This is a genomic window from Sphingomonas sp. SP5, assembly GCF_058313455.1.
Genome location: NZ_JBZFLF010000008.1, coordinates 1 through 25,737, shown reverse-complemented (window position 1 = coordinate 25,737; position 25,737 = coordinate 1). Strand labels below are relative to the sequence as shown.

The window sequence follows — 25,737 nt, the reverse complement described above, 5'->3', positions numbered from 1 at the left end:
CCCAACTTCACGAAGCGGACACTTGTTCATCTTTTCTAGACTCATCGCGGCGGAGGGCTCCACGGTAGGTCGTAGGCGACACAGCAAGCCGCGTTTTAACCTAACGTTTTGGTGACAATGATCATGATAAACCGAGCGGATGAGCCAGTACCGTCAGCTTGCGAAACAGGTTAGCACGACTATCGGCTCGTTCGAGCACCTAGTAGCGACCGAGACGCCTGCCGATTTCGAGACGCTAGGCAGAGCCAGGGTCGTTCTTGTGCAATGCGTCAATGCTTACATCGCCTATCTCGGATCGATTGTTGAGCCTGCCGGCGGTGATCCGCAGTTGCGGCTCTGGAAAGAGGCTCACAAGAAGGTAGTTGCGCTTCGCGCAAAGTATTCAGAGCATATCGGCCTGTACTCCGCTTCGACGATCAAGGCAGACTGGACAGGATATTGCAGCGGCTGTCACGACCTTGTAGTCGCCATGCGTAAGCACCTTGCGGAAGTATCGGCATGGCGGCCGATTGACTGAACCTCCATAAGCGGGGAGGAGCTATTAAACCAGTAAGCTGCCGAAGCTCGGCATCATTCCAATTGACAACGATGAACAGCGCGGTTCACCTTTCGCGGAAATGTCGGTCGCTATTGCGGCTTCGAGATCGAGGGAGTCAGGCAGATGGCACGTACGGCGACGAAGCGCGGCAAGGACGAAACCAAGGCAGCCGGGAAGAAGGTCGAGAAGACCGGCAAGTCGGCGCGCGGCGCGCGCGGCGGCATCACGGCGCCGGTGACGCCGTCGCCGGAACTGGCCGAGATCGTCGGGACCAAGAACTTGCCTCGCAGCGAGGTCGTCAGCAAGGTCTGGGATTACATCAAGAAGCACGAACTGCAGGATGCCAAGGACCGGCGCCAGATCAACGCGGACGAGAAGCTCGAGAAGGTGTTCGGGAAAAAGTCGGCCAGCATGTTCGAGATGAACAAGCATCTGAGCCGCCACCTCGCCGCTCCGAAAGGCTGATTTTGGCTTGGTTCGGTGCTCAGGCACGATCGGCTGACACGGCAGCAAGGTCGGTGGCGGATCGCGCAAGTGCGTGATCCGAGTATACGCCGCAGAAGGCCTTGGGGTTCGGCGATATGCCTTTGCCTCGCCGCCTCGGCGTGCAGTCGAAGCAGTGGAAACGAGGCTCCCCCAAGGGTCGAACAGGCAGCCGAGTTCCCACAGCAAATGTCCACCATCGTCGTGCCGGTGACCGCGTCTCTGGCTTCGGTTTCCAGCGTCCTCGATGCCAAGCTCCCCAAGAAGCTCTGGTCGATCGACGAGCGCAAGCCGGACTGCGTCGCCGCCAAGCGCGTTGATGTTGGTTTCGCCAGGCTGAAGGTCGTCCCGAAGCTCGGCTGCAGGATCATGGGACAGGTGACCCGCGGGCGCATCTCGTTATCCGGGCGAGACAACGTTCTTCTCATCGACCTCCCCGTCAAGGCCAGCATCTCGGCACGCAAGGTGGGCGGCATCGTGAGCGAGACGGCGACGGGCGCAGCGATGGTGCACGCCGTGGCGCATCTCTCCATCGCTTCGAATTGGTCACCAAAGGCACGGATCGCGATCAACTACGACTGGTCGACGCCTCCCGGCATCGACATCCTCCGTCAACGCATCGAATTCGTCGGCATGGCCGACAAACGGCTCAAGCCGATCATCGCCGATCTGGAGCGCACCCTGCCCCGCGAATTGGCGAAGCTGCGGTTGCAGCAGCAGCTTGCAGTCGCCTGGCGCCAGGGGTTCACGTCGGTCTCGCTCAATCGCGATGACCCTCCCGCCTGGATGCGACTCACCCCCAAGCGGCTTGGCTTCGGTGGATACCGGGTGACCGGCAACAGGATCGAGATGGTCCTGGCCGCGGAAGCCGTGACGGAGACGTTCATCGGAGCTCGCCCCGAACCGACGCAACCCACTCCCCTCCCGCCGCCGAGTTCTCGCCTCGGCCCCAAGGGATTGCGCTTCTTCATCCCGGTGCTGGCGGATTACGCGCAACTTGAACCCGTGATCGCGCGAGCCCTCCACAGGCTCGCCGTTAAGGGGATCACGCTTCCGGGCGTCGGCCCCGTCGACGCCGAGTTCGGCAAGGTCACCGTATATGCGACGTCCAACAACCATCTCGCCGTCGGCGTCGCCGCCAAGGTGCGAAAGCAAGGCAGCGCCGCTCTCACCACCAAAGGGACGATATGGTTGACCGCGATCCCGCACAACGAACCGAACTCCCAGGTCGTGAAGGCGCGGGACGTCCGCATCGCCGGCGATACGGACAGCGGTGTCGCCAACCTGCTACTGACGCTGTTCGGCGACTCCGGCGTCCAGGACAGCATCCAGCAATCGCTCACGCATGATTTCGGCACCGACTTCACGCGGCTCCTCGTCGACGTGCGAAAGGAGATCGGCGAGCGCCGCGAAGGCGACTTCGTGTTCTACACCACCATCGACGACGTACGGAACGGAAGCATCGTCGCAACCGGTAAAGGATTGTTCCTACCCGTTAATGCGAGTGGGACCGCGACGATTGCGTACCGCCCGCGGGGGTAGGATCGAACCGACTTCGATCGTTGCGGGAGGTTCAGCCATCATGCGCCGGCCGGCAACGACGCCCATCGCGTCTCCGCGGACACCATGCTAGGCTCGTGCTGGGCTCACATGCCGATGCTCCGAGGCCGGAGGCGAAGCCATGCCGATAGACGCGTATCGGGTCGCAGAGCGGACTGATTCCGGCGGTTCCAGATGTTGGAGCCTGTGGTCGGACGGGAAACAATGCTGGATCGATGTCGTCTACCGAGATCGACGTGAAGCCGTGGCAATGCTGGCCCATCTGGTCGCTACCGCAGACAGGCGGAACCGACGTCGACACGACCCCGACGCATGAGCGACCTGTCGAAAGCATGGCTGGGCCTCTACCTCGATTACTGGAGGCTGGGTACGGAGGCCGTCACCGTAATGACGCTTCGAATGGAGCGCATCGCCGGCGGCGGCCCGACAGGAGCGGCCGAGGCAGAACTGATGGTGGTCGAAAAGGTGCGCGCGGTCCTGGACCTTCAACTCAAGCTTATGACCGGAACGCTAGGATCGACGCCGCTCAGCGGCTCCAAAGGGATCGTACGGCATTACCGAGGCAAGGTTGCGGCCAACCACCGGCGACTGAGCCGCGCGAAGTGAAACCCATTCGATAAGGGTTCCACGTCGCAGGGCGAAGATCACCGATGACCGGTGCCTCGGTCGCCAAAGCGCGATGACGGCGATCTTTCCAGCCATTCCCTGGTGACCAGCAGCAGGGCAGCCATGATCACGGGGCCTACAAACAATCCGACCAGCCCCATCTCGGCAAGCCCGCCGAACGCGCCGACCAACGCCATGAGGAACGGCAGTTCGACGGCGCTGCCGATCACGCTCGGCTGCACGACGTTGTCCCCGATCGTCATGACGAAGGCAGCAAAGCCAAACAGCAGCCCTCCAGCGAGGATATGGCCTGTACCCATCAGGATCAGGCTCGCCAGACCGAAGGCTGCCCAAGCGCCGAACGGGACCAAAGCGAGAATGATCGTAAACGTCGCGAAGAGCAACGGCTGGGGCACGCTGGCGACGGCATAGCCGACGCCGATGATCGACCCTTCGAGGACGGATACCAGGATGGTGCCGTTCACCGTCGCTCGGACGGCGCCGGTGATGCGCTCGACGAACTCGCCACCGAACCCGCCGAACATGCCGACGGCGATCAGCTTCGCCTTCTCAGCGATCTGCGCGCCTCGGGCGAGCAGCGACACCAAGGCGAGGAGCGTCACCAGGAACAGAGCCGACTCGCGCGCGACCTCGCCGCCGATCGACCGGATCCAGGCGATCACGGAGGCCGCACTGATCGTGCCAAGGAGGGCATGCGCAGCCTTCGCATCACCGACATGCTGCTGCCAATAAGCAGCGACGCGACTGCCGATCAGCGGCAGGCCCGGCAACCAGGTCGGCATCTGGATGCCGTATTGCTGAGCATGGTTCAGCCAGGCGAGCGCGCTATCGCTCTCCTGGGCGAGGGACACCGCCGCAAGCGAGAGCGGCAGGATCACGAGGAGCGCGGTCGCGATCGTGAAGCCGAGGGCGAGCCGGCCTGCCTTGCCTGGATACCGGTTGAGCGCGCGTCGGAACAACGGCCACTCCGCGATGGCGAGCACGGCCGCCCAGGCGATTGGGGTCAGGAACTCCAACGCCACCCATATCGACAGCCCGACGATGACGATGGTGAGCCAAACCTGCCGCTGACGGATACGATCGTCGAGAGCAACTGGATCGGAAGTTGGATCGCCGCCTCTCAAAGTCATGCAATTCTGCATCCATCCGTTATGCATAGACGCTACGCCGATAGCCGGCACGGGTCCACAAGCGACGCGACGGTCTTTCGCTATTTAGAAGATCGAAATGGGAGAGGTGGTCATCGTACGTCGGCCGTTGGACAGCGTCATCGGCAGTTCATTTCAATGATACGAAAACCAAGCGCCTCCCGGAGACGAACGATGCTGATCCTCGCCATGCTTCTCGCCGCACCTTCGCCATCGCTGCCACCCTGTCGAGCGGATCGCCTCCGCCTGACGCTCGATGGCCGGGACGGCGAATTCAACGGCATGTCGCATTCCGGCACGGAGCTCTCGATCAGGAATATCGGACCGGACTGCACGTTGAACGCACTTCCTATCGTGCAGCTTCTCGATGCGCACAACCGTCCATTGCCAGCGGTCCGTCAGTCGCCCCTCGGAATGCACCCAGGTCCCGTGATCGTTCCGATCCGGCTTGCCGCGGGCCACCAGGCGGCGACCGCCATCCGCTGGGTCGCGGGACCCGTCTTCAACCAGAACCAGAGCGTGCGAGCCACGAAGTTGCGGATCAAGATCGGGGCAGGGACACTCACGTCGCGGATGGCCGCCACCCTCAATGGAGAGCGCGGCCAACGCCTCACGTTTGAGCAGCCTCCACTGCGGGCCGTCGAAGGCATGCCTGCCAACTGACCCATTGCGATGAAGACACTGACGATCAGGGGGCGCTACATCCGCGACATCCCCTCGTTCTACACCGAGATCAACCGCGTCTTCATGGCGGACGAGGCTTGGAAGCTCGGTGAGAGCCTCGACGCCTTCAACGACCTTCTGTTCGGAGGCTATGGTGCAATCTCGGGACTGGAGCCCGTTGATCTCGTCTGGGAGGACATCGAAGCGAGCAGGGTTGCGCTCGGCATCGAGACGACCCGTGCGCACCTTTCGGCGAAGCTGCGGCAGCCCGAGCTGTACAGCGGGACAATCATCCAGCGGCAGTTGGATCAGCTGGAGGAGGGCGAAGGGTCGACCTACTTCGACACGATCCTCGACATTATCCGCGATCATCCCAACTTGGAGTTGAAAAGACGGTAACGTCAGCAGGCTGCCCTGACCCATTATCAGACGTTCCCGCCCCCTCCCCAGCTTCCCGACTTCGGCCGCTCGTTCATCTCCGCGTCACGGCCGCTTTTGCCGCCAGACTCTGCAAATTTGAATGTCGCGGGCGGGCGTTAGTTTAGGAAGCAGGCTGCCCAAGTCCGAGTTTTGTGCCCGATGAGATGCGGACGGCTTTTGCACGAGGCTCAGGCGCGGGATGAGCGGTGCCGCTACGTCGGACCGTAGGTGCCGATCCGGAGTCCTCATTCCATAGAACCAGGATTGTAGCGATCGGTGCGGCGGTAAGGATCAGCAGGAAAAGGCCCATCAGCCATTCGTTGGTCTCTAGCGGCTGCGAGAAGCTACCGCTGGGCTGCATTGACGGGCTAGGTCGCATCTGGCGTCTGCCGGCTCTCCTGGGGTGAAACGGGCGGTCCGCCGTCGCTCGGTGGGCAGACGGCCTGATCTGCGACCGATCATAGGCGGCGCGTGCTTCCTTCTTTCCCAAAACGGAATATGCCTCGTTGATCTCTTTCGCACGAGCAGAAACATCCACACCATGATTGGCATCAGGGTGATATTGACGGAGTAGCGCTTTCCACGCGGCGTGGATAGTGTCGCGACTTGCCGTCGAGGGCACCCCTAAAACAGAATAATAGTCGGGTGAGAGAGCCATCTAGCCGTTACTTGCAACTAAAACACGAAAAAGGAAAGTCTGCCTAGCGCACGATCTTAATCGGCCGTCCCGGTGATCCGAAGAGCGGCTTTACGCGCCAACGGTCAGGTGACTACCCTTCCTATCCGCAACTTCCTGGTGCCGACGACACCATGCCGCCCCCTCGGAGCTGACCCAATAGACGACATTCACGGCGTCGCATTCGGGCTTCGAAAACAGCCATTCGTTTAGGGGTGAATACGTGTGAGCCGAATCCAACACATCTCGGTGAACAGAGACGTTCACGTCTCAGCGATACGCCGCTCCTCCTCAGGCAATAACGTTAGCTCCCTCCAGTCGAGTTCCTCTTGCAGTAGGTAGAAGCTGTCGATCCCGACCTTTTCGCCATCCAGTAGCCGGGCTAGCTCCGCCCGTTGTGCCGACACCACGGCAAGCCCGGCGCTGTGCTGCCCCTTGATCCAGTCCAACAATTCTGGACGGTCGTGTTTATCTCGTTTGGCCTTGAACAACCGAGCGAGATCCTCGGCCTGGGGATGGAGCCGCAGTTCGTCGAGCGCGACATTAACCAGTCGGTTACGGGCGACCCACATTTCGTCCGCGGGATTCTCCATCTGGTCCAACCCTAGCCATCGAATTAGCGGTGCGAGCGTCAGCCCCTGCCCCACCAACGTCGCCAGCACGACCGCGAACGCCGTCAGAACCGCAAGGTCGCGCTGAGGAAACGTCGCGGGGAGGGCGAAGGCCGTCGCCAGCGTGACAAGCCCGCGCATCCCGCACCAGCCGACAAGGACGCTTTGCCCGATCGTCGGGGGCGGCAGCGTGCCGCGCGCGCTTCTCGATCGACGAGCGACCTGACCCCACGCCATCACCACAACGAAGCGCGTCCCGATCACTGCCAGCACGATCAGTCCTGCGAACCGTAGCGCAGGCCAGATCCCATCGCCTGGCAGCCGCTCCAGGATCGAGCGCGCCTGCATCCCCATCACCAGAAACGCGGTAACGTTGAGCAGGAAGACCACTGCTGCCCAGACCGCGAAGGAGTGAACGCGCATCCGCGGCGACGAGCCGGCATTTGGCGAATGGGCCGCCGTCACCGCGAACGCGACGACTGCCAGCACAGCCGACAAATCGAGATGGTCCGCGATCAGCCAGATCACCCAGGCGGTGACGAACTGGAGGAGGTTGGCGCCGAGCGTCTTGCCCGCGAAGCGCTGGATCCACCGCACCGGCCATGAGAGCGCGATGCCGAGCAAGATCCCACCGGGTACCGCAATCGCCACGTGCAGTCCGATTGCGCCGAGCGATCCCTCCGCCATTTGAAACGCGAGCGCGCCCGAAAATAACAGCAGTGCGGTGGCGTCGTTGAGTAGGCTCTCGCCTTTCAGGACGGACACCGTCGTTCGCGGCAGGGCCAATGCGCCGATCACCGCGGTCGCGGCCGCGGCATCGGGCGGCGCCACGATCGCACCGAGCACGATAGCCGCTGCGATGGGCAGCCCGGCCACCACCCATCCGATCCATGCGACTATCGCGGTCGTCGCGAGTACCGCGCCGACGATCAGGATCACCAGCGGGCGCCACAGCCGCCCGGCCGTCACGAGCGGGAAGTCGAACGCCGCGTCAAGCAGTACCGGAGCGATAAACAGTGCCAGTGCGGTGCCCGGATCCAGTCGGATCGCGGCGACCCCTGGCACAAACGCCACAGCCATGCCCGCAATGGCAAGCATCGCCGGGTAGGGTAGCCCGATGCGGCGAGCGATCTGCAGCAGGAGGATGGCAACCAATAACAGCGCCAGCAGGCTCTCGAAGAAGGTCATGGCCGAGAGTACCATCAACATGGATACAGCGTTAGTAGCGCCGTGGGTCAGACACCTGCAGAGCCAAGGACGGCGAAAAGCGATAGCGTGCTCGCTGGATCTTCGCATCGGTGTGCGTTGCTACCGCAAGGTCAACCTAGATGCGCATCTGCCACAATAGATGAGATACGTCGCAGTCGACCCAGAAGTGGTCATTCGACACGCCCTGTCCGCTTCCCAATTTCTACCATCCGTTCATGTTAATGACGGCACAGAAGCTCCTGCCTCGCCAGGCTGAGCGAATGGTGGCTTCTGGGTGTGAAAGCGGACATTCGCCGCGCCTACTAACCAGTACCAATTACCAGATTGGCGACCTCTCCAAGTTTTCTTGTCAGCCTGCCAGCCCAATCGACTGTGCGGCTGCGCTTTAGCGTAATGATCTCCATTGTAGACCCATAGCCGCCAATGGTTAGTTCTCCACCAGTCGGCTTCTCCCGAAAAACACCTCGATCTTTCAGCAGGCGGTCGAGCTTGCCGGCGTCCGCAGCAGATAGCGTAGAGCTGGACTTTGGAAGGGAATGAGGTTCGATCTGGAGCAAACCCGGACCTTCTTCACCGGCTCGTTGGATCGTCCAGCTTCCGTCCTTGCTCCGCGACGCTACTACACTCCATTCCGTCCTGGTGTGATGCTGTGCAACCCCGTACACAATGATCATCGTGTCGGACGGCGGCAGAGCAATGCCTAACCTTGAACGCAGAGCATCCCCGGGATGCTCTGCGCGCGCGGCCATTTCGACAGGCTTTTGCGCCATCGACATCGACACGGGCGTGCACGCCACGAGAAAAGCGATCGCGTTCATCATTCTTGCCATTCTGCGAGACTGAGGCATCAGGAAGTAGACGGCAAGTGCACCGGTGATTGCAGCGTCGCGCTGTTATACCGAATGTCCGCTCATGGGCGTAAACGGCTGTGCATTCTGCGGCTGGCCAGACCCAGAAGCCGACATTCGCAGTGAGGCAGACGCTGCCCGAAAGCGGCCGCTCGTTCATGCCAAAGACCCTTTTCTGAACAGGTAGCCTTACCCGGCCCCACCGCCTTTCGGCGTGGGCATAGGGGCCGATCTGTACCGCAGTCAGCCAATAAAGGCCGGGCCCGCGAAGCGACCGTGCTCGTTGAGCTTCTCACAATGACGAGGCGGTGACGGCATGAACACGATTGAGCGCGGCACTGGCCGCACGCTGCTTCTGATCCACGGCCTGGGCGGGAGTTGGCGATCGTGGAGCACCGTCTTGGACCCACTCAGCGCCTCGCGGAAGGTCATCGCGGTCGACCTTCCCGGCCATGGGGCCACCCTTGCCGAGCCCGACAGCGAGACGTTCGATGGCTTGGTCGGCAGCGTCGAGCGCTACATCGCGGAGGCTGGCTTGTCTGGCGTCGATGTCGTCGGCAGTTCCATGGGCGCGCGGATTGTGCTTGAGCTCGCGCGGCGCGGGCTCGTCGGCAACGTCGTCGCGCTTGATCCTGGCGGCTTCTGGCGAGGCTGGGAGCGCAACTTCTTCAGAACTACCATCGGCGCCTCCGGTCGCTTTCTGCGGGCCATCCGGCCCGGCTTGCCGGCGTTGAGCCGAAACCCAGCGTCGCGCACGGCGCTGCTCGCTCAGCTCTCCGCGCGTCCTTGGGCGCTTGACGGGGAGACCGTCGCGACCGAGCTGGAAGGTCTCAGTAAAACGCCGACGTTCGATGCGCTGGTCCGGAGCCTTGCCACGGGACCTGAGCAGTCCGGTCCCGCCGCTGCCGGCACCGGCCGTGTCGTCATTGGGTGGGGCAGGCACGACCGGCTCTGTCTCCCCAGACAGGCTGCGCGCGCGCAGGCAGCCTTTCCCGGCGCCGAGCTCCACTGGTTTGATGCTAGCGGGCACTTCCCAATGTGGGACACGCCGGAGGAGACAGTTGCCGTCATTCTCAACGCAACGAGGTGATGCCCCACCCGCTGGACGACTCGTTTGCGCAATGATGGCAGCATCGACCCAGCTCCGGTCGTTAAGGCCGCAGGAAAGCGAACCCAGAATCGGCCGTCCGCTAAGGTCCTTTCACGGCCCGACAAATCTGTGCTAAGATTTGCTACAAACGGGGCGACTGAGCCCCGCAATTACCGTAACCCCGCTTTCTCCGCTCTCGCCGCCATCTGCGGCCGGCGGCGCGGGTGTGGAACGCTCGTATGTTCGCCATTGTCACCTCCGTAGCATATCACCGCTCCTTCTCGACGTTCGCTTGGTGATGTTCGGCAACGGTCTGATCGGCCATGTCACGATTCTGGCCGAGAGTACGGAGGAGTAACCTGCTGGTAGGGGCTGGCTCCGCAGTCAGAAGTTCGCCCGCACGAAGATCGACCCCGGTCTATTCCAAGCCGAGCTTTATCCTGACACTCCGGCGTTCGACCAAGTTCCGTACGTGTGCCGCATGGCGCGGCAATCCACGATCTTAGGCAATTGCAGCCGATTTCATTCAGTTGTCGCTTTCCCGGCGAAGGCGTGTTAAATGATCCCATCTGCAGCAACCCCATTGTAGGCGCTGCCGGCTGAGAGACTATCGCGCTCCCGCTTACGAACGGGAGACCACTCGTGGACCTGAACTACATCCTGAGCCGCCATCAGCTGTCGCTGGTCGCAGCAGAAACTGCCGCTGGCTCTGAAGCTCGTGCCGCTCATCTCGGTCTCGCTCAAGGCTATGCCGCGCGCATCCGCAGGTTCCAGCAGGACGCAGGTGCCACTGCCAACTCGGCACCGATTGCATGAGCTGGCGCCAAGCAACGAGCAGCGCAGGCGACCGACCTTCTACCTCGCGCGCGATCAACCTGGGCATGGACGAGAAAAATGTGCGTGCCGCCTGTGCCAATCATGGAGCCACGATCAGCGCCATAGAGGTGCTTCAGTCCGGCGGGACGAGAGTCGTCCTGATGAGCAGTGCAGCGGCAGAAACGATGCGTAAGGCGTTCGGCAAGCGGGTTCTCACGGGCCAGGTCCAGCGCGCTCCGCTGAGAACCTGGAGTCGATAGAGGCGCTCCAGAACGCAGGGATCCGCGCCACCTCGGCGGCCGTCACCTACAGGATGAAGCGCGCAGCTGCCTGCGCAGTGAAGAGGGCAACGTAGCCCAAACCAAAAAAACGCGCGCTGATGGCGCTACGGCGCACGCACATTCTTGAGCGAGTACGTCGTCGTAGCAGCGGGGCTATGGCTGCTGCCATCCGCGTAGGTGGTAGTTGGTTACGGCGCGCCTGCGATGTGCCCGCCAGCGGGCCGATGGATGGTGCGACAGCTCTTCGGCTGCACCATCCGATATGGCATCCACATAGTCGTCGACGGGTCGTGGTGCATCACTCCTGCTTGACCGTTACCGAAACCTCCATCCCAGCAAAGTCGCCGACATCACCAGTGTAGCCACCGGTAACCGGCATGATCTGTCCGTTGCAGCGACCCACGGCAACGGGGATCAGGTTGGCCGATCCAACCCGCTGATGCGTCGGATCAAACGCGATCCACCCCGCGCAGGGCAGGTAGACTTCCGCCCAGGCGTGAGTGGACCCGCCATCGTCGCTCGCTGCATCGGGATCGAAGAGGTAGCCGGACACGGCTCGCGCGCCGAAGCGAAGGTGTCGGACCGCGTCGATGAACAGCGCGGCGATATCCCTGCAGGAGCCGCTGCCGGCGGAGAGCGTCTCGAGCGGCGCCTGCGTGCCTTCCTCGTCGCGCGTGCGGTAGGCGACCGCGGCGGTGATGCCAGCGTTGATGTCCTTCAGCAGAGAGAGCGTGTCGGTCGGCGAGCTGAGGACGAAACCTTCGGCCCAGCGTGCCAGCGCGCCGTCCTCGTCGGCGTGGATGGGACGTAGTAACGCACCAAGGTCGGCAGCCTCATCGTCCGAATAGCGAAACGGGTAGGCATGCGCGGTCGGCGCGATCCGGAACACAGGCCATTCCGGCGCCGATTGTTCGACCAAGCTATCGACCGCAATGACGAGCTCGGAGGCCGGCTCGGTGAAGCGGGCGGTGACGACGACGTTGCCGAACACGTCCTGCGTCCATACCAGATCAGTTGTCGGCACGCAGTTGAGCTCGCTTTCGAGCACCCGCAGGTCATGATCGCCACGCGGCGTCAGCAGCAATCGATGGGCCCCGAGCGTCACCGGACGGTGGTAGCGATAGGTGGTGCTATGACGAATGCGAAACTTCATGCCGGGGTGAACGCATCAGACGGCATGCAGGAGCTACGGAGATATTCTGGATGCCGGACTATCTTTCCGGCACCGATCACCTATATTCGGACAGCTAAACGTCGCCTGCGACGGATATTGGGCCGCTTAGGCTCCCCTTGTCCCTTTCTAGCCTCACGAAGCCGGGATGCGCCTCTGTTGGCGCATGCCCGACCACGCATGGGACAGAGGATACCCATATGATTACCGGCACCGTCAAATTCTTTAACGCCGACAAGGGCTATGGCTTCATCGCGCCTGAGGACGGCAGCACCGACGCCTTCGTCCATATCACCGCGGTAGAGCGCGCCGGAATGCGCACGCTCAACGCGGACGAGCGCGTTTCCTACGAGCTGGAGACGGATCGTCGTGTCAAAACATCTGCGGTGAACCTCCAGACTGCCTGAGCAGGGTCGATCGGCGGTGGCCAGCACGGTCACCGCCGAACTCTCACAGCTCAGGAGCCGCCATGTCATCACTACCTCTTTATCGCGGCGAGGCTGCTCGACAACGGTTGGCCGCCGAGGCATCGCCCCTCCAAAACGTACGCGAGCGGTGCGAGCGTGCAGCGCAGGCCTGGGATGCACTCGCCGTCCGCAGCGAGCGAGCCGACGCAGCTCGCATCAAGGCAGTTTCTGACAAGCTGCTGGCCGACACGAGCGAGAACCCGGACCGCGGGTTTGTCGCACCCGATCGTCGCGGCAGCTGAGCTTGACGACCATCGACCCCGCCATCAGCAGCCGCGGTCGGACGCGAGCAGGCTTGCTCGTCGACACGGCCGAGATACCCGGCGGAGGCGAGCTGCGCCTCCTGCGTCATGGACCGCACTACGAGATCATGTTCGGGAACGAACAACTGATGGGAAGCTGGTCCTATCGGTCGGAGCAGGCGCTCGCGACCCTTGCCCTCGGCAGACTGGGTGAAGCGCCGCGCGTCCTGATCGGCGGTTTGGGCATGGGGTTCACCCTCGCAGCAGCGCGAGCCACTCTCCCGAGCGACGCCAGCATCATCGTCGCGGAGCTCGTGCCCACGATCGTGGCATGGGCTGGCGGACACCTGCGCCATCTGTTCGGCAGCTCGCTCGTTGATCCGAGGGTATCCGTCGAGGTGCGGGACGTACACGACCTGATCGTCGAGCAACCTGCCGGCTTCGACGCCATTCTCCTCGATGTCGACAATGGCCCGGACGGGCTGATCAGCCTCGCCAACGAGCGGCTTTACTCCGACTGGGGCCTGCGCGCGGCGAGCGCGGCGCTACGGCCGGGCGGCGTGCTCGCGATCTGGTCGGCTTACCCGGACGACAGCTTCTCCTATCGCGTCCGTGCGGCCGGCTTCGAAGTCGAAGAGTTCAGCATCGACACAGACGGAGGGGACGGCAACCCGGACCACACGATCTGGCTCGTAACGGCGGGTCAATCAGGCAATAGGTCGAGCGGCACGGCCGCGGCCGGTTCCTGTGTAGGAGTTGAGGTATGACGAAACGCACGCCTTCGTCGTTCCTGTGGTTCGACATGTGGATGGAGAGTTGCACGACCGCCCTTCGCATGTTTGAGACAATGGCCGCTGTGCCGGCGGTCGTGAACGCCCGCATGCCGATGATCGGGGCGGCTGCCGTCAGTCCTCTGACGGGCGACTGGCCCGAGCTCTACACGATGGTGGCCGAGAAGACCGAAGCGTTCACACAGGCGGGCCTGTCGATCACGCGCGACATGCAGGCGATCCAGGCCGAGATCATGAGGTCGACGCGATCAGCGGGGAGCGCTGCCGCCTCATCAGCCCGCATTGGGCACCATGCCATTGGGGCTGCCGGACGAGCACTGGAACCGATACATGCTGCGGCGACCGGGAATGCAACGCGCTTACGTGGGCGCCGTTGACCGACTATCGACGTTAAGCCGCCTCAGCCTACTTGACCCAGATGCGGTCGCTAGACGCCCCCTCCGCGCTTCCCAACTTCTGCCATTCGTTCATTTGAATGCGATAGCCCATCCGCTGCATGATCGAGATGCATGGACGGTTTGGAATGGCGCGATACGTTAAATAGCACCGTCCCAGCTACCACTTCGTGCTTTCGACGACACCCCTGAGCCTTTCAGGGCGCTGCCCCACAAGGCGACGTTCCGAGCCTTCGAAGCAGTCCTTTCAATCGAACACTGGTTCAGGTGTCAGGCTGGCGCAGATGAGCGAGCATGTGCGCGGCATAATCAGCCTTGCCCAGTTCGATCCCTTGGGCGCGGAGGATCGCGTAGGAGGTTACAATGTGAAAATAGAACTGCGGGAGCGCCCAGTCGCGCGCGTACCGCTCCGCCGTCACGTCGAGCACCATGTCGATTGGCAGTGCGTGGGCGATGCCGCTTGCCGGGTCGATCGCGATGCCTTCTGCCTCAGCCGCTGCCATCACCGCCAGCGTCTCGGCTATCCTCCCTTGCGCTGCGGCCATAGTACCGGGCGCGTCCCCGCCATTGCGTCCCTCTTCGAGCAAAGTTTCGAGCGACGCCGGGAAGTCACGCCCCTGCAACCGGAATACGCCCTCCTGCGCCTGCCGGCACGCAAAGCGCGCCTGCGTCGATAGCGGGAACATGTCGGGCGCAAGCCGCGCTGCGAGAAGCGCGTTCGCCTCGACTTCAGGCCGTTGTGCCTCTGCCTTGATCAGCCAGGAGGACAACGCGCCAAGCATTTGGACGTAGGTGGGCAGGAGCATGTCTGACAGCATCATGGGGGTTGCTTTCCGGGTTTAGCCAAATGCGTCAAGCAGGCCCGGAGCGCGCATCTGACCAAGGCAGCGACGTCGATCCAGTGGCGATGCTTGATGATGGCCTTGCCGCGTTCATGGGTTCGGTTGCTCGTTCAGGGTTGTTGCCGCACTCGTCCATCCAGCAATGAACGTTCAGACGCGACGATCATTGTGAGCCAACGACTTCATATCGGCGCGGAGCAATCAACCATGAAGACCAGCGGCAATACGATCCTGATGACTGGCGGAGGCAGCGGCATCGGTGAAACGCTGGCTCACCGCTTCCACGATCGTGGCGACACCATCATCATCGCCGGGAGGCGTCTGGAGCCCCTCCAGCAGGCGGCCGAGGGGCGCGACCGCATTCATGTCATGACGCTCGACGTGGAGGACGCCGCGGCAGTCGACGAGTTCGCCAAGCAGGTCGTCGCCGACTTCCCATCGCTGAATGTGCTGTTCAACAACGCCGGCATCATGAGGTTAGAGGACCTGACGGGGCGGCGCGACCTCGCGGACGCCGAAGCAACGCTGGCGATCAACATACTTGGCCCGATCCGGCTGACGAACGCGCTGATCGATCATCTCAAGGGCCAGCCAGATGCCGCGATCGTTACCGTCACTTCGGGCCTCGCATATGTGCCGCTGGTGGCAGCGCCGACCTACTCGGCGACCAAGGCGGCGATCCACTCGTACACCGTCTCGCTCCGGACGCAGCTAGCCGGCAAGATCGAGGTGATCGAGCTGGCGCCTCCGGGCGTGCAGACCGACCTGACGCCGGGACAAGCGAACCGACCGGGCTATATGCCGCTCGACGCGTTCGCCGACGCTGTCGCCGCGCAATTTGCTCAGCAACCGACGCCTTCCGAAATTCTCGTCGAGGAGGTACAGTTTCTTCGTCAGGCCGAACGTGAAGGCCGCTTTGACGAGACCTTGAAGACGCTGACGGAGCGCGCCGCCAAGCAGCGTGAGGAGGCTAACCGACTGAGCTGATCGTGCTGCCATTAGGTAGTCGGCCACGAACGGTTCCTAGATGGGCCGGCATAAGACGACCCATCTGACCTCCCGTGCCGGTTGACCCAGAAGACGACAGTGAGGAGTTCATCCGGGCTTCCCAAGATGGGACATCCGTTCAGCTGCTCGGCGTGGTGTCCTGACGGCAAGTACAGGACCAGCTTACAAAGAAGGGCCGGCAAGCAATCGCGCTTGCCGGCCGCGAACCTGTCAAACGCTTCAGTAAGCGGTTGCGCGAGACCGTCGCGAGTTGTGGCCGCCGTTGCGGTAAAGGATATCGGACGCCGTCTCCGCGGAGACGGTGCCGGCGCTCGTGTCCACCGAGACGAGGACGCCGCCACGGCCGAGCGTGTCGCCGTAACGTTCCGAGGAGCGCGCGGCGCTGGAGGCAGAGGTCGCGCGGGCGGGTCGCATCCGCGCCCGCGAGGGCCGGCTGGCAGCGAAGGACCGCACGTCCATCGACTGCATGGTCTCGGCGGAGACGATCGACGTCCAGGGCGCGCCGTGTGTGCTGTGGGTCTATCAGGACGTAACCGAGCGGCGGCGCAGCGAGGCCGAACTCGGCGCAGCGATCGACGAGGTGCTCAAGGACGCAAGCTGGCTCAGCCGTTCGATCCTCGATCGGTTGGCGAACCTGCGTCGTCCCGGACATCACCCGCCTGCGACTGAGCTGAGTCCGCGAGAGCGCGAGATCCTGGACCTGATCTGCGACGACCTAGACGACGCGGCGATCGCCGCGCGGCTGTCGATCGCGCGCAACACGGTGCGCAACCATGTCGCCCGGCTTTACGCCAAGATCCGAGTCAACCGGCGTAGCGGGGCGGTGGTATGGGGCCGTGAGCGTGGAATGGGGACCAAGTCGTAGGCGGGCGGCACTACGAGCATTGGCGGTTTGGATCCAGAACCAGGCGTTCGGGGTCACACGATCGCTTGTCCGAAGCGGACGCCTGTTCATCTTGGCCGTTGGTGCGGCAGCTGCTTCAAGATGAGGCGTCAGGCGCAATCGCGCGTTTGAAGAGGCATGGATCAGAAGCAGACACCCATCATCGAGGCGCTCACGACGATGGAGCGGCGGCCGGTCCGCGGCTTCGGCGCTCCCGGCCACAATCTGGGTAGGGGCGCTGCGCGCGACGTCCGTAGGCTGCTCGGGTCGCGCGTCTTCGAGGCGGACGTCATCACGCCCAAGGGGCTCGATGACCGAACGGAAGCTGGCCACGTCGTCCAGCGCGCGCACGAGATCGCGGCAGAGGCGTGGAAAGCGGACTTCTGCAGGTTTGTCACTGGGGGTTCAACGCTCAGCCTTCATATGGCTCTAGCCGCGGTCGCCCGGGCCGGCGACACCGTCCTCTTCGCTGCCAACGTCCACAAGGCAGAGCGCGCGCACGCGTTGGCGGCGGGGGTGGACGCCCGCGTCGTGCCGGTGATGGTTGACGACGGCTGGGACATCGAGCACGGCGTTGATCCAGCCGCGCTCGCCGCCGCGCTGGACGCGAACCCAGACGCCAAGGCATTCGTCGTCGTATCCCCCACCTACTATGGCGTCACCAGCGACATCGCTGCCCTGGCCGACCTGTGCCATCGCCGCGGCGTGCCCCTGATTTGCGATGCTGCTTGGGGCGGCGCGTTCGCCTTTTGTGAGGCGCTGCCGCACGATGCGCTGATTAAGGGTGCCGACGTCGCGGTCTACAGCCTGCACAAGACGATGGGCGCGCTGACGCAGGGCTCGGCGCTACTCGCGCGCGGAGATCTGGTCGATCGGCAGCGGCTGTGGATGGCCTACGAGTTGTACGAGACGACCAGCCCGTCAGTGCCAATCCTCGCCAGTCTCGATGCCGCGCGACGCGACCACGCCCTAGACGGCGAGGCAACATGGCGCGCGACGATCGCGCGGGCGGAGGACCTGCGCGGACGTCTGGCAGCGATCGATGGTCTGCGCGTCTTCGGCGAACCCGACATCCCGGCGGGGGCGGAGCTCGACCGCACCAAAGTGCTGATCGACGTGTCGTCGCTTGGCGTTTCGGGCTACGCGATCGACGACTGGCTGAACGAGCATTACCGTATTTGCGTCGGCCTCTCCGACGCGCGCCACCTTCTGGCGATCATCACCGTCGGCACCACGTCCGGCGACGTTCGCGCGCTGGCCAAGGGGCTTGCCGACTGCGTTGCACGGCTTCGGTCTGGCGAATTGGAACTGCCGTTCGCCGCGAACGCTCCGCGCATTGCGACGCTAGCAACGGAGATGGCGGCGGATCCGGCGGACGCTTTCTTCGGGTGTGTTGAGCAGGTCGCGCTGAGAGACGCGGCGGGTCGCATAGCGGCAGAGACCATCGCGCCAGCGCCGCCCGGCGTGCCTCGCCTCGTACCCGGCCAGCGGATCACCGCAGAACACATTGCGTGGCTGACGGCGAACCGCTCACTCGGCATGTTCCTGCTCGACCCGATCGACCCTACAGAGAGGACGATCCGATGTACCTCCGGAGGCGCTTCATCTGCGCTTTGACCCACTTGTAGCCATTCGCCGCCCAAGATTGACTGCCCAACTTCAACCGCTCGTTAATGTCGACGGCAACGCCTAGGCTCCACAAAGCCTGCTCTCTCCTTGCGTATAGCTTTCCCATCTTGAACGGTGCCGCGATTGCCTTCACCCCTCGATGTAGGCGGCAAGCTCTTCCGGCGTCCCGGTGGGGAACGACCGCCGCAGAAAAGTCAGTAATGCAGCCACCCTGGCGTTGAGCAGCCTGCGGCTCGGATAAAGAGCCCATAGCGCGATGTCGGAGCCCGCCACGTCGCCCCAAGGCGTCCGTTCCCGCCGGCGTAGAGGTGGCGCAAGGCGAGCTGCTCGACATCGACGCGGTGCGTTCCGCTCTCACTGGCGTCCGCACGCTGTTCCTCCTCAATGCCGTCACCGGCGACGAGTTCACCCAGGCGATCATCACGCTCAACCTGGCACGCGAGGCCGGGATCGAGCGCATGGTCTACCTTTCGGTCTTCGAGGCCGACCGGGCCGTCAACGTGCCGCACTTTGCGGTGAAGTACGGCGCCGAGCGGATGCTGGAGGCCATGGGCTTCGGCGCAACCATTCTCCGCCCGACCTACTTCATCGACAACGAGGTGATGGTGAAGGACGTGATCCTCAACCATGGCGTCTACCCAATGCCGATCGGGGGCAAGGGTGTCGCGATGGTCGATGCCCGCGACATCGCCGAGGTCGCCGCGATTGAGCTGATCCGCCGCGACACAGCGGAGACGGCTCTGCCGATCGAGACGATCAATGTCGTCGGGCCGCACACGCTGACCGGCGAGACGGTGGCCGCGATCTGGTCGGACGTGCTCGGCCGCCCGGTTGCCTACGGCGGCGACGATCCCAGCGGGTTCGAGGCCAACATGGCGACGTTCATGCCCAAATGGACCGCCTATGAAATGCGGCTGATGGCCGAGCGCTACGTCAGCGACGGCATGATCCCCGAGGCTGGCGACGTCGAGCGCCTAACCACGTTGCTGGGCCGCCCGCTTCACAGCTATCGCGAGACCGCGTCGCGGATCGCCGGCGCCTGAGCTTCCACCATGAATCCGTCCACCTGTGCTGGCATCGTCCGGCGACAGGTGGACCCACAACCCGCCATTCAGGCTGCCTCACTGGCCTCCCAACTTCGGTCACTCGTTAATCCGCTGACGATCCATCGGACAGCCTTGTCCAGGTGTCAGACACAAAGTCGTCGACGGCTTTCGACGCGATTGAAAGTCGCCTCAGTCCCGCTAAACCGGACATGTCGGAAAAGGCAGGCTTGGTGTGGTCAGCCCAAGCCCTTCTGGTAACGGAAGCTCTGGTCTTTGGCCTTGGCCGGGATCCCCACGACGAACAGCGGACGTCCAAGACGGGCGTTCGGCAGTTCGTCTGCGAGGGTGCCTGGACGAGGAACGCTCCGGTCGAACACTCGACTGAGGAGCGCCTGCTATGTCTTCCGATCATCATTCCAAACACAGCGTCATCATTGCTGGCGCTGGCCCCGTCGGCCTGTTTCTTGCGTGCGAGCTGCGGCTCGCTGGCTGCTCGGTGCTCGTACTCGAGCGCGCTCCTGAGCCGCAATCTCCGCTGAAAGCGCTGCCGTTCGGGTTGCGCGGCCTGACGCTGCCGACAATCGCCAGCCTCGACCGCCATGACCTTCTCGCGCCTTTGAAGGCCCGGATGAGCGCAAGAGGCACGGCAGCCGCGGCGCCCTGGACAGCTGGAGCGCGCCGTCCCGCCGGCCATTTCGCTGGCTTGCAGTTTTTCCGCGATCGGGTCGACGATACGGCATGGCCGTGGCGACCGGCGGGTTCGTCCGAGATGCTGGCCGTCGCTTTGGCGGACATCGAAGCGGTGCTGGCGGCACGGGCGACAGCGCTCGGCGTCACGATCCGCTACAATAGTGGGGTCGACGGGCTCGAGCAGGTCGAGGACGGCGTGGTCGTCCATACCGGAACCGAGCGGCTTCGTGCCGGGTGGCTGGTTGGCTGCGACGGCGGCCGCAGCACGGTACGCAAGGCCGCGGGGATCGGCTTTACCGGCACCGAGCCGGAGTTCACCGGTTATTCGATGTCGCTTCGCCTCGCCGAGCCGAACCCATTGCGGCCGGGCCGTCAGCACACCGCCCCGGGCATGTACACTTTTGCCCCGCCCGGCACGGTCACGATGGTGGATTTCGACGGCGGCACGCGGCACCGCGCAGGGCCGCTGTCGCGAGAGCATGTCGAGGCGGTGCTCCGCCGCATCTCGGGTACGGACGTGATCGTGACGGCGCTCGATCTGGCGACGACATGGACCGACCGGGCCTTCCTCGCGGCCGAGTACCGCAAGGGTCGCGTGCTGCTCGCCGGCGACGCCGCGCACGTTCACGCCCCACTCGGCGGGCAGGGCCTCAACCTGGGGCTGGGCGACGCAATGAACCTCGGATGGAAGCTCGCTGCGACGATCTGCGGGCTGGCGCCCCCGGCGCTGCTCGACAGCTATCAAGAAGAGCGACGACCGGTGGCCGAGCAGGTGCTCGATTGGTCGCGCGCACAAGTCTCTCTGTTGCGACCGGATCCGGGAGCCGCCGCACTGCGGTCGATCGTCCGGGAGCTCATGGAGACGCGCGATGGCGCCACTTACTTTGCCGGGCGGGTCTGGGGCGCCGGGCTGCAATACGACGACGACGCGGCAGCTCATCCACTGCTCGGCCGGAATGTGCCCGACATTGCGCTCGCGAACGGCCAGCGGCTGAACAACGTTCTACGCGACGGGCGAGCATGGCTGCTCGATCTTGACCCCGCCGCGCCGCTGCGCGCGGTCGCTGCCGAGTGGGCCGGGCAGCTGGGCTACCTCGCTAGCACTATGACGCCGGACTTGGATTGCGCCGCTATACTGGTGAGGCCCGACGGCGTGGTCGCCTGGGCCGGCGGGGAAGCCGATCGCGACGAGTTGCAGCTAGCCATTGACCGCTGGCTTGGCGAGCCCGCCCGACAGCGGCCGGAGAAAGATCAGGCCGTACCGCCCGCGGAATAGTCCATCGCGGCAAGGTCGGTGAGCAGATCGGGGCCTGAAGGGTCCCAGCCCAATCGTGCCCGCGTCCAAGCATTGGACGCGGTCATGTCGAGTGCCGCGAACGGTGCCATCCAACCGAAGTATCGCTCGACCTCATCGGCCGCGACCGAGCGGACGGGGAGCCCGGCTCCCCTTCCGATCGCCTCGGCGATGGCACGTGCGGGGACGCCCTCCTCGACCGAAGCATGATAGCGCGCACCCGGCTCGCCTTTTTCAAGGGCCAGGACGTAAAGCTTTGCCACGTCGCTGACATGCGCCGCAGACCAGCACGTCTGCCCTTCACCCACGTACGCCACCGCTCCGGCGCGGCGCGCTTGGGCGACTAGCGGGGTAATCAGCCCGGCCTTCGTGGTATCGTGCACCTGCGGAAGTCGGATGGTGCGCACGTCTATCCGTTGCCCGATCAGCGCGGCGCCGGCGAGTTCGGTCGCGATGCGCGGATTGGCGTGGTGCGGGTTGAGCACATCTTCGATTGCCGGTCCGCCCTGGAGCGGCGTGCCGATGCCCACCCCGGACGTAATCAGCAGCGGCTTGTGCGTCCCCGCCAGAACCTCGCCGATCGCGGCGATGTTGCGCTCGTCCTTTTTCGTGTTTTCGAAGAAGGTCTCGAAATTGTGGTCGAACGCACAGTGGATCACGGCATCAGCCGCCGCTGCGCCGCTAGCCAGCGTTTCGGGACTCTCCAGGTCCCCGCGATGGACCTCGACGCCAGCCGCTTCGAGTTTTCGGGCGCCGGCATCGGATCGAGTGAGGCCCAGCACTCCATGGCCGCGGGCGAGCAGTTCGGGGATGATATGCGAACCGATGAAACCGGTCGCACCGGTCAGGAACACGCGCATGGAAAGTCTCCTTCTTGTCCTCGGCTATTTCGCGACCCTGTGCACCCTGTTAAAGTAGTGACGTTATCGTGGTATAATCTGCAACAGGATCGATCATGGCCAGCAAGGCACCCAACCAGCTCGGCACGTATCTGCGCGATCGGCGCATTCGGCTCGATCCGGCAGCGTTCGGGTTTGGCGGCGGCCGCAGGCGCACCCCCGGCCTCCGCCGCGAAGAGGTGGCGAGCCGGGCGAACATTAGTCCGACGTGGTACACCTGGCTGGAACAGGGACGCGGCGGCGCCCCATCGGCCGACGTGCTCGATCGCATCGCCAAGGGCCTGATGCTGACCGAGCCCGAGCGCGAGCACCTCTACATGCTCGGTCTCGGTCGTTTGCCCGAGGCGCGCTATCAGCCGGTCGACGGTATCACTCCGCGACTGCAGCGTGTTCTCGACGGGATGGCGCTGAGTCCCGCGGTCATCAAGACGGCAATGTGGGATGTCGTCGGCTGGAACCGTGCCGCTGCGATCCTGCTGACCGACTATGCCAAGCTGCCACGCGAGGGGCGCAACATTCTCCGGCTAATGTTCGGCAACGACCATGTCCGCGCACGGAACGAGGATTGGGACAGCATCGCCCGCTTCGTGGTTGGCGCCTTCCGCGCCGACGTGGCGCGCGCGGGGGCCAACAACAGCGCAGAGGCAACAAAGCTGGTCGCCGAGCTCTGCCGGGTCAGTGCCGAATTCCAGGCGTTGTGGGAGGACAATGACGTCGTCGCACACGGGGAAGGCGTGAAGCGCATCCATCATCCCGACGCAGGGCTACTTGCGATGGAATTCTCCTCCTTCGCCGTCGAAGGCAGGCCGGAACTCGGGATGATTATCTACAATCCCGCTTCCCCCGACGACGCCGATCGCCTGCACATGTTACTGGACGTGCGCCAAGGTGAGAGATTCTGACGAGCGCTGCACGGCTTGGCCGATCTCAAACCCGCGCCGTTCCCCCATATCATCGGCTTTTCAGCCATTGATGGAGCAACTGCGGCTGCGGCCCGACGTTTACGGCGTTACGGAGATTGCCGATGCTAGCCCTCGCACTTGCTCTTGCCGCCACCACCCAACTCGATCGATGCCTTAATCAAGGCGAGGCGGCGCGCGGCGTGACCCCCGCCATGTCGACCTGTTACGTTGCGGACTACCAGCGAGCCGACGCGCAACTGAACGCCACATATATTGCGGTGATGAAGCGCATTCCGGTCGCCCGTCGGGCCGCTCTGCGCGCATCGCAACGCGCATGGATCAAAACGCGCGATGCGGCTTGTCCCCTCGACGACCGTGTCGGCGCTGGCACGATCGAAATATTGAACCATCCTGCGTGCCTGACAAAGCAGACCGCACGCCGGACCTTGTGGCTGCCGCGCTTCCGTTAACGTCGCCGAGGCCCACCTATGGCCAGACGCGACGGACCACTATTGGCTGTTCAGCTGCGCCTTCACCCATTACGACAGCGGCCGCTCGTTCAGCTCTCGACTTTCCTCAATCTATCCGCGGCAAGAAAATGGGATGTAGGGGATGCTAACCTGATCATACGATCCGCCGTCCAGTGCCACGGCGACTATTTTCAAACCAATCCCGTGTCTGATCTAACGGAACTTCCGCCAAGCGCTCTAAACACGCGCACAGCATGTCCGCCAGTGGATCGACATAGGCATGGATTCCCTCCAGCGTTCGCGGAACCGCTGAGAGACTACTGCCGACCGCACTCAGCGTCGTCTTGATAAGATCGCCCGCAAGCGAGCACTGCGTATCATCGGCATGCGGCGCACTTTCCAAAAGGAAGGCGTGCACGATGTGAGCGCTCTCGGCATGGTTTTCCGCCGCTTCGGGCGCATCGCGGTAGAAGGGCGCCGCATCGTTCAGCGCGATCCGAATGCTTGCTTCCTCGCTCTTGGGAACGAGCGGTCGCAGCCGCTCGATCTGCTCATCCGCCAGCCAAAACACGTCGCCCATTCCGGTCTTCGTGCGGAGCCTGAATCAGCTCGCAACGCCCGCATCAATGGTCCTGACCCTAACAAGAAGGTGTAGAAAAATGCTCTGCCCTAGGATCCCCAATTATTCGTAAAGCCAAACCAAAAATGTTGTATTCCACCTTATTGCACCGACAGTGGCCGGTCGCACTGTACGGAGGGCCAGGATGTGTCTGAAATCGCAGCATCAGCAGCTCGGTCAGAGATGGCCAGACGTTCAGCCCGTGCTAGGTTTTTCGGCTCTGAAGCCCTCGACGATCCAGCTTGGAACATCCTGATGTTCCTATTTGCAGAGCAGCACCGCGACACGAACATCGGTGAAACCTGTCACGCCGGGCTTGCCCCAAGGACGACATGCATGCGGCACCTCAATCATCTGGCACGTCGAGGCTGGGTTGCGTTTGCAGCCGACGTTGCCGACAGACGATCGCGATATGCCCGTCTGACCGCGAAGGGTTTGTCTATCACCGAAGCCTATCTGGAACACGTTGCTGCACTTGAGCAGCTGGAAGCGGCGCAATGAGGCCCGGCTACCGCGTCTGGCAGGACTCTGACCATGAGGAACTTCGTCGGCGGTGCGCTGCTGGTGAATCACGCGATTCGATAGCGATAGCGATGAATAGGTCCAAAGCCGCTGTGGCCGGAAGGATAGGGCTGCTCGGCATAGGGCCGTCGATTTTACGCAGGTGAGGGAATAGAAGTCTCTCTCGCCGCGCCTACCGGCCCGCGGCAGAGTAGCGAGACCTCACTCATGCGGCTGCGGCGGTGCGCGCGTCGCCGGTAAGGAGGTTTGCGAAGTCCTGGCCGCTGAGTGGGCGGCTGATCAGATATCCTTGAATGGTATCGCAGCCTTCAGCGACTGAGAAGTCAAACTGCGCATCCGTCTCGACGCCTTCGACTGTTGTCGACATGCCCAAGCACGATCCCATCGTAATGATCGCACGAACAATGGCTGCGCTTTCGGCGTCGTGAGGAACCTGTCGCACGAACGATTGATCGATTTTGATCTTGTCGAATGGGAACTTGCGGAGATAGCTGAGCGACGAATATCCTGTCCCAAAGTCATCCATCGAAATCCGAACACCAAGGCTCCGGAGTGCGCCCAGCACCTCCAACGTGCGCACTTCATCGTTGAGTAGCACGCCCTCGGTGATCTCCAACTCCAGACGGTTAGCCTCCAACCCGGCTTGCGACAAAGCGGCGGCAACCATTTCGACCAGAGCTGACTCGCGGAACTGAACAGGGGACAGGTTGACGGCGATGCTAAGTTCGTCCGGCCACAATGCCGCTTGTGCGCAAGCCGTCTCGAGAACCCATTTACCTAGGGTCAGGACTCGTTGATCACAGCCAGAAGATGACGGTGGCAGCGAGGGCAATAGCGGAGAGGAAGGCGGTCGGGCATCGATCGTAGCGGGTAGCAACCCGGCGCCAGTCTTTGAGG

At 63.3% G+C, this 25,737-nt stretch carries 28 protein-coding genes and 1 pseudogene; 19 read left to right on the top strand and 10 right to left on the bottom strand.

Annotated elements, in window-relative coordinates; translation table 11 throughout:
* The first annotated feature begins 139 nt into the window (after positions 1-139).
* From AC4GY7_RS16555 to AC4GY7_RS16540, 4 genes are all read left to right on the top strand, one after another.
* Positions 140-517, top strand: a complete 378-nt coding sequence (locus AC4GY7_RS16555; protein ID WP_491116099.1) for a hypothetical protein — start codon at positions 140-142, stop codon at positions 515-517.
* Positions 518-661: 144 nt separating this feature from the next.
* Positions 662-1,003 carry an SWIB/MDM2 domain-containing protein gene (locus AC4GY7_RS16550; protein ID WP_491116097.1) on the top strand — a complete coding sequence of 114 codons (342 nt, stop codon included), beginning with the start codon at positions 662-664 and terminating at the stop codon, positions 1,001-1,003.
* 207 nt (positions 1,004-1,210) lie between these two features.
* Positions 1,211-2,563 carry a DUF4403 family protein gene (locus tag AC4GY7_RS16545; RefSeq protein ID WP_491116095.1) on the top strand — a complete coding sequence of 451 codons (1,353 nt, stop codon included), beginning with the start codon at positions 1,211-1,213 and terminating at the stop codon, positions 2,561-2,563.
* Between the two features lie 330 nt (positions 2,564-2,893).
* Entirely contained in the window at positions 2,894-3,187 is a 294-nt protein-coding gene (locus AC4GY7_RS16540; protein WP_491116094.1) for a hypothetical protein, read from the top strand.
* A 38-nt stretch (positions 3,188-3,225) separates the two neighbouring features.
* Here the strand turns inward: AC4GY7_RS16540 and AC4GY7_RS16535 are convergent, their stop codons facing one another.
* The gene (locus AC4GY7_RS16535; protein ID WP_491116092.1) at positions 3,226-4,338 is read right to left on the bottom strand and encodes an AI-2E family transporter; all 1,113 of its coding nucleotides are present in this window, start codon (positions 4,336-4,338) and stop codon (positions 3,226-3,228) included.
* Positions 4,339-4,530: 192 nt separating this feature from the next.
* Between AC4GY7_RS16535 and AC4GY7_RS16530 the strand changes: the two genes are divergently transcribed.
* Positions 4,531-5,019, top strand: a complete 489-nt coding sequence (locus tag AC4GY7_RS16530; RefSeq protein ID WP_491116091.1) for a DUF4232 domain-containing protein — start codon at positions 4,531-4,533, stop codon at positions 5,017-5,019.
* Between the two features lie 9 nt (positions 5,020-5,028).
* Positions 5,029-5,418 carry a barstar family protein gene (locus tag AC4GY7_RS16525; RefSeq protein ID WP_491116089.1) on the top strand — a complete coding sequence of 130 codons (390 nt, stop codon included), beginning with the start codon at positions 5,029-5,031 and terminating at the stop codon, positions 5,416-5,418.
* 142 nt (positions 5,419-5,560) lie between these two features.
* On the opposite strand, the gene AC4GY7_RS16520 is transcribed toward AC4GY7_RS16525, so the two are convergent.
* The 3 genes from AC4GY7_RS16520 to AC4GY7_RS16510 all read right to left on the bottom strand — a co-directional run bounded on the left by AC4GY7_RS16520 (position 5,561) and on the right by AC4GY7_RS16510 (position 8,753).
* Complete coding sequence (locus AC4GY7_RS16520; protein WP_491116087.1) at positions 5,561-6,097, bottom strand: J domain-containing protein; 537 nt, start codon at positions 6,095-6,097, stop codon at positions 5,561-5,563.
* A gap of 281 nt (positions 6,098-6,378) precedes the next feature.
* The gene (locus tag AC4GY7_RS16515; RefSeq protein ID WP_491116085.1) at positions 6,379-7,914 is read right to left on the bottom strand and encodes a cation:proton antiporter; all 1,536 of its coding nucleotides are present in this window, start codon (positions 7,912-7,914) and stop codon (positions 6,379-6,381) included.
* Positions 7,915-8,237: 323 nt separating this feature from the next.
* The gene (locus AC4GY7_RS16510; RefSeq protein WP_491116083.1) at positions 8,238-8,753 is read right to left on the bottom strand and encodes a hypothetical protein; all 516 of its coding nucleotides are present in this window, start codon (positions 8,751-8,753) and stop codon (positions 8,238-8,240) included.
* A gap of 346 nt (positions 8,754-9,099) precedes the next feature.
* Here AC4GY7_RS16510 and AC4GY7_RS16505 point away from each other — a divergent pair, with 346 nt between their 5' ends.
* Positions 9,100-9,873 (top strand): alpha/beta fold hydrolase, encoded by a 774-nt coding sequence (locus tag AC4GY7_RS16505; RefSeq protein ID WP_491116082.1) that lies wholly within the window; start codon positions 9,100-9,102, stop codon positions 9,871-9,873.
* A gap of 642 nt (positions 9,874-10,515) precedes the next feature.
* Positions 10,516-10,689, top strand: a complete 174-nt coding sequence (locus AC4GY7_RS16500; protein WP_491116080.1) for a hypothetical protein — start codon at positions 10,516-10,518, stop codon at positions 10,687-10,689.
* Positions 10,690-11,268: 579 nt separating this feature from the next.
* Here AC4GY7_RS16500 and AC4GY7_RS16495 read toward each other — a convergent pair.
* Positions 11,269-12,123 (bottom strand): transglutaminase family protein, encoded by an 855-nt coding sequence (locus AC4GY7_RS16495; RefSeq protein WP_491116078.1) that lies wholly within the window; start codon positions 12,121-12,123, stop codon positions 11,269-11,271.
* A 218-nt stretch (positions 12,124-12,341) separates the two neighbouring features.
* Here AC4GY7_RS16495 and AC4GY7_RS16490 point away from each other — a divergent pair, with 218 nt between their 5' ends.
* The 3 genes from AC4GY7_RS16490 (at position 12,342) to AC4GY7_RS16480 (ending at position 14,018) form a co-directional block, all read left to right on the top strand.
* Positions 12,342-12,548: a cold-shock protein gene (locus tag AC4GY7_RS16490; RefSeq protein ID WP_491116076.1), complete on the top strand. Its 207-nt coding sequence runs from the start codon at positions 12,342-12,344 to the stop codon at positions 12,546-12,548.
* 304 nt (positions 12,549-12,852) lie between these two features.
* Positions 12,853-13,617: a spermidine synthase family protein gene (locus tag AC4GY7_RS16485; RefSeq protein WP_491116074.1), complete on the top strand. Its 765-nt coding sequence runs from the start codon at positions 12,853-12,855 to the stop codon at positions 13,615-13,617.
* Entirely contained in the window at positions 13,614-14,018 is a 405-nt protein-coding gene (locus AC4GY7_RS16480; protein WP_491116072.1) for a hypothetical protein, read from the top strand. Before AC4GY7_RS16485 ends, AC4GY7_RS16480 begins: the two co-directional genes overlap by 4 nt.
* 281 nt (positions 14,019-14,299) lie before the next feature.
* Here AC4GY7_RS16480 and AC4GY7_RS16475 read toward each other — a convergent pair whose 3' ends face one another.
* Complete coding sequence (locus tag AC4GY7_RS16475; protein WP_491116070.1) at positions 14,300-14,857, bottom strand: DUF1993 family protein; 558 nt, start codon at positions 14,855-14,857, stop codon at positions 14,300-14,302.
* A 228-nt stretch (positions 14,858-15,085) separates the two neighbouring features.
* On the opposite strand from AC4GY7_RS16475, the gene AC4GY7_RS16470 reads away from it, so the two are divergent.
* The 5 genes from AC4GY7_RS16470 (at position 15,086) to AC4GY7_RS16450 (ending at position 21,410) form a co-directional block, all read left to right on the top strand.
* On the top strand, positions 15,086-15,865 hold the full coding sequence (locus tag AC4GY7_RS16470; protein WP_491116069.1) for an SDR family oxidoreductase: 780 nt from the start codon (positions 15,086-15,088) through the stop codon (positions 15,863-15,865).
* 487 nt (positions 15,866-16,352) lie between these two features.
* On the top strand, positions 16,353-16,751 hold the full coding sequence (locus AC4GY7_RS16465) for a LuxR C-terminal-related transcriptional regulator (protein ID WP_491116067.1): 399 nt from the start codon (positions 16,353-16,355) through the stop codon (positions 16,749-16,751).
* 156 nt (positions 16,752-16,907) lie between these two features.
* Positions 16,908-18,386 carry an aminotransferase class I/II-fold pyridoxal phosphate-dependent enzyme gene (locus AC4GY7_RS16460; protein WP_491116065.1) on the top strand — a complete coding sequence of 493 codons (1,479 nt, stop codon included), beginning with the start codon at positions 16,908-16,910 and terminating at the stop codon, positions 18,384-18,386.
* 260 nt (positions 18,387-18,646) lie between these two features.
* Positions 18,647-19,441 carry an NmrA family NAD(P)-binding protein gene (locus tag AC4GY7_RS16455; RefSeq protein WP_491116189.1) on the top strand — a complete coding sequence of 265 codons (795 nt, stop codon included), beginning with the start codon at positions 18,647-18,649 and terminating at the stop codon, positions 19,439-19,441.
* A gap of 400 nt (positions 19,442-19,841) precedes the next feature.
* Positions 19,842-21,410 (top strand): FAD-dependent monooxygenase, encoded by a 1,569-nt coding sequence (locus AC4GY7_RS16450; protein WP_491116063.1) that lies wholly within the window; start codon positions 19,842-19,844, stop codon positions 21,408-21,410.
* Here AC4GY7_RS16450 and AC4GY7_RS16445 read toward each other — a convergent pair.
* Positions 21,386-22,288, bottom strand: a complete 903-nt coding sequence (locus AC4GY7_RS16445; RefSeq protein WP_309658604.1) for an SDR family oxidoreductase — start codon at positions 22,286-22,288, stop codon at positions 21,386-21,388. The two genes, AC4GY7_RS16450 and AC4GY7_RS16445, sit on opposite strands and share 25 nt — an antisense overlap.
* Before the next feature lie 95 nt (positions 22,289-22,383).
* Between AC4GY7_RS16445 and AC4GY7_RS16440 the strand changes: the two genes are divergently transcribed.
* Positions 22,384-23,229, top strand: coding sequence for a helix-turn-helix transcriptional regulator (locus tag AC4GY7_RS16440; protein WP_491116061.1), 846 nt, complete (start codon positions 22,384-22,386; stop codon positions 23,227-23,229).
* Between the two features lie 122 nt (positions 23,230-23,351).
* Complete coding sequence (locus AC4GY7_RS16435; RefSeq protein ID WP_491116059.1) at positions 23,352-23,699, top strand: lysozyme inhibitor LprI family protein; 348 nt, start codon at positions 23,352-23,354, stop codon at positions 23,697-23,699.
* A 154-nt stretch (positions 23,700-23,853) separates the two neighbouring features.
* Here AC4GY7_RS16435 and AC4GY7_RS16430 read toward each other — a convergent pair whose 3' ends face one another.
* A complete protein-coding gene (locus AC4GY7_RS16430) occupies positions 23,854-24,279 on the bottom strand; it encodes a hypothetical protein (protein ID WP_491116057.1) in 426 nt (141 codons plus the stop codon).
* 186 nt (positions 24,280-24,465) lie between these two features.
* Here AC4GY7_RS16430 and AC4GY7_RS16425 point away from each other — a divergent pair, with 186 nt between their 5' ends.
* On the top strand, positions 24,466-24,819 hold the full coding sequence (locus AC4GY7_RS16425) for a hypothetical protein (RefSeq protein WP_491116055.1): 354 nt from the start codon (positions 24,466-24,468) through the stop codon (positions 24,817-24,819).
* Positions 24,820-25,045: 226 nt separating this feature from the next.
* On the opposite strand, the gene AC4GY7_RS16420 is transcribed toward AC4GY7_RS16425, so the two are convergent.
* Complete coding sequence (locus AC4GY7_RS16420; RefSeq protein WP_491116053.1) at positions 25,046-25,579, bottom strand: EAL domain-containing protein; 534 nt, start codon at positions 25,577-25,579, stop codon at positions 25,046-25,048.
* 58 nt (positions 25,580-25,637) lie between these two features.
* Positions 25,638-25,737 (bottom strand): annotated as a pseudogene (locus AC4GY7_RS16415) (IS5/IS1182 family transposase); the annotation flags it as partial.